Origin of the sequence: Methylobacterium sp. WL103 (genome assembly GCF_008039885.1) — a bacterium.
GTDB lineage: Bacteria > Pseudomonadota > Alphaproteobacteria > Rhizobiales > Beijerinckiaceae > Methylobacterium > Methylobacterium cerastii.
Genome location: NZ_VRUX01000536.1, coordinates 1 through 2,903 on the forward strand (window position 1 = coordinate 1; position 2,903 = coordinate 2,903).

Annotated in this window: 2 protein-coding genes and 1 tRNA gene; 2 read left to right on the plus strand and 1 reads right to left on the minus strand. The window is 67.7% G+C overall.

Going from position 1 to position 2,903, the window contains the following annotated elements; translation table 11 throughout:
* Both FV222_RS21925 and FV222_RS21930 read left to right on the plus strand, forming a co-directional pair.
* The coding region (locus FV222_RS21925; RefSeq protein ID WP_147815631.1) for a 4'-phosphopantetheinyl transferase superfamily protein at positions 1-513 on the plus strand (513 nt) is incomplete at its 5' end.
* Positions 514-604: 91 nt separating this feature from the next.
* Positions 605-681, plus strand: a tRNA-Pro gene (locus tag FV222_RS21930).
* 477 nt (positions 682-1,158) lie between these two features.
* Here FV222_RS21930 and FV222_RS21935 read toward each other — a convergent pair.
* Positions 1,159-2,903: family 2A encapsulin nanocompartment cargo protein cysteine desulfurase (locus FV222_RS21935; protein WP_147815632.1), on the minus strand; the 1,745-nt coding region annotated here is incomplete at its 5' end.

Sequence of the window (2,903 nt, forward strand, 5' to 3'; positions counted from 1 at the left end):
GCGCTCGCCTTCGCGCCGGGGCCGGCCGGCAAGCCGGAGCTGGCCGGGGCACAGGCGGGCGCGCTGCACTTCAACCTGTCGCATTCGGGCACACGCGCCCTCGTCGGGGTCTCGCCCAAAGCCGCGATCGGGGTCGACGTCGAGGCGCTGCGCCCGGTTCCCGACGCGTTGCGCATCGCTCGTGCGCATTTCGCGCGCGCGGAAGCCGAGGCGCTGGCAGCCCTGCGGCCCGAAGAAGTCGATGCGGCCTTCACCGGATTGTGGACACGCAAGGAGGCGGTGGTGAAGGCGCTGGGGGCTGGCCTGTCCCTGCCGCTCGACCACCTCGCCCTGACCCTGCCGCCGGCGCCGCCGCGCCTCGTCGCGATCGTCGGCGACGACCCCGAGGCCTGGAGCCTCCACCACCTCGAACCCGGCCCCGGCACGGTCGGCACCGCGGCGATCCGCGCAGCCGGCGCCACCATCGCCCGCTGCGCGCTGCCGGAGGATTGGCTGGACCGCCACCCGCGCTGAGCGTGCGAAACGGCGACCCCGTGCGAGATGCCGCTTGCGGCCGACCCTGGCCCCGGTTATACCCCCGCTCGCTGGCGAAGCCGCCGGCCGTCGGAGTGTAGCGCAGTCTGGTAGCGCACCACGTTCGGGACGTGGGGGTCGCAGGTTCAAATCCTGCCACTCCGACCAAAGTTTCCTTTCGGAAACGGGTCTTCCCGGCTCAGAGAGCATCAGCACAATCAAAGGTTTGCGCGAGAGCCGCGCAATCGGTTCGCCGCCGACCGGAAATGCCGGGACCTGTTCCACCTCAGCCTCTATCGCGAGATCGACACCGGCATCTCGATCGTCCGGAGGCGCGATGCGCTACGGGATCAAACGCCGCTCACCTGACCGGTATCTTTGGTCGAGCCGCGTGGAAGGCAATCGCGTGGCGGTCGTCATGGATTGACAGATCTCATATATTTAAAAATAAATATATTACGTCTTGGTTTTGATATAACAAATCGACATTGAATTTATGTTTCGATCGATTTATTGATCAAGTCGAATTTATTGGTACAAAAAGTCAATGGATAGACGCGTGAAACGGCGAGATGCCGGTGCCAGATTAATGGCATCGACGTCTCGTTCGATCAAGCAAGCTGCAGCAACGGAAATCTTGACCCGCTAGTGCCGCGCCAGGCGGTGCAGAGCCTGGAGGAAGACGTCCACGTCCTCGCGGGTGTTGTAGAAGGCCAGCGAGGCGCGGATCGATTGGTCGACGCCGAAGCGTCGCAACGCCGGCAGGGCGCAGTGGTGGCCGGAGCGGACGGCGACGCCGTGGCGGTCGAGATGGTGGGCCACCGCTTCGTTCGCCTGGCCTTCGATCGTGAAGGACATCACGCTGGCCTTCTCGCGGGCGGTGCCGATCAGGCGCAGGCCCTTGATGTCGGCGAGACCCGCTTGCGCGTAGTCGAGCAGGTCGTGCTCGTAGGCGGCGATGGCCGGGAGGCCGGCGCTCTCCAGGTAGTCGAGCGCCGCGCCGAGGCCGACGGCGCCGGCGATATCGGGTGTGCCCGCCTCGAACTTCTCGGGCGCGCCCTTGTAGACCGTCCTGGTGAAGGTGACGTCCTCGATCATGTGGCCGCCGCCTTGCCACGGCGGCATCGCCTCGAGCAGGTGCGTCTTGCCGTAGAGGGCGCCGATGCCGGTCGGCCCGAACACCTTGTGACCGGAGAAGACCACGAAGTCGGCATCGAGCGACTGCACGTCGATCGGGATGTGCGGCGTGGACTGCGCGGCGTCCAAGAGCACCGGCACGCCGTAGGCGTGGGCCAGCGCGATGATCTCGCGGACTGGGTTCACCGTGCCGAGCGCGTTGGCGACGTGGGTCACCGATACGATCTTGGTCCTCCCTGAGAGCAGGGCCGCGTATTGCTCGAAGATGATCTCGCCGCGATCGTTGACCGGGATCACGCGCAGGGTCGCGCCGGTGGCCTGGCTGAGCAGCTGCCAGGGTACGATGTTGGCATGATGCTCGATCGTCGAGACGATGATCTCATCGCCCGGCCCGATGTTGGCGCGTCCGTACGAGTTCGCCACGAGGTTGATCGCCTCGGTGGTGCCGCGCACGAAGACGATGTCGTCCTTCGATGGGGCGTTGAGGAAGCGGCGCACCTTATCGCGGCCGCCCTCGAACAGGTCGGTCGAGCGGGCGGCCAGCGTGTGCGCGGCCCGGTGGATGTTCGAGTTGTGGCGGGCGTAGAATTCGGAGGTCGCGTCGATGACCGATTGCGGCTTGTGCGTGGTCGCCGCGTTGTCGAGCCAGACCAGCCGATGCCCGTTGACGCTCTGGTGAAGGGCCGGAAAGTCCTTGCGGACACGCTCGACGTCGAAGGGGGCGCCGACCAGGCTCGACGGGGTCGAGGTGACCCGCGGAACCGGGCCGTGATGCCGTGAAGGCTCGACGCGGGGCGCGGCCTGCGGCTTGGCGTGCGGCTTGGCGTTCCGCGGCGATCCCGTCAGGAAGTAATAGTCGCCCGACGTGAACGGCTGGTCGCCGCCATGCTCCACCGTCCGCACGGGGTCGCCGGAAGGGCGGCCCGTGCGTTGGAAGTTCTCCTGGGCGACGTCGACGCCGGCCTTCGACGGGTCGGCCGGCACGAGGCTCGGCGCGACGGCGCTGGCGAAGGCGTTCGCGCGCGGATGATCCGCCGCGATCTGTCGATGCAGGTCGGGTCCGCCGGGGAGGAAGGCGGCCACGTCCGGCAGGTTCGGCACAAAGAATTCCGGCAGGCCGTGCCGCGCTGACGGAACGCCGCGCTGCGACGCCAGCGGGTCCGCGAGCGGATGCACCGACGGGATCGTCGCCGTGTCGAGGAAGCCGGCGCCGGCGGGCGCGGGCGTCCCGCCGAACGGGCTCGCCGCGGAAG